This window comes from Paenibacillus sp. 598K (assembly GCF_003851045.1).
In the GTDB taxonomy this organism is placed as follows: domain Bacteria; phylum Bacillota; class Bacilli; order Paenibacillales; family Paenibacillaceae; genus Paenibacillus_D.
The window spans coordinates 1-318 of sequence record NZ_BFBX01000137.1 but is presented as its reverse complement, the minus strand read 5'-3'; the positions used below and the strand labels follow the sequence as shown (position 1 = coordinate 318).

General features: G+C 63.2%; 1 protein-coding gene. It reads left to right on the top strand.

Going from position 1 to position 318, the window contains the following annotated elements; translation table 11 throughout:
• A partial coding sequence (locus PA598K_RS30930; protein WP_128660641.1) for an ABC transporter permease occupies positions 1 to 318 on the top strand: 318 nt, incomplete at both ends.

The following is a 318-nucleotide window of genomic DNA, read 5'->3' as shown; positions in this document are numbered from 1 at the left end:
GATCGCGCCGCTGCTCATCACCTGGCTTGGCTTCGGCATGGTGACCAAGGTGATGATCGCCTTCCTCATCTCCTTCTTCCCGATCATCGTCAGCTCGGTCGTCGGCCTCAAGTCGATGGAGAAGGAGATGCTCATGCTCGCCACCTCGTTGCGGGCGAGTCGGCTGCAGGTGTTCCTGCACTTCCGGCTGCCCAAGGCGCTGCCCAGTATTTTCGGCGGCTTCAAGGTCGGCATCACGCTGGCGGTCGTCGGCGCGGTGGTCGCGGAGTTCGTCTCGTCGGACCGTGGGCTCGGCTATCTGCAACTGGTGGCCAACTC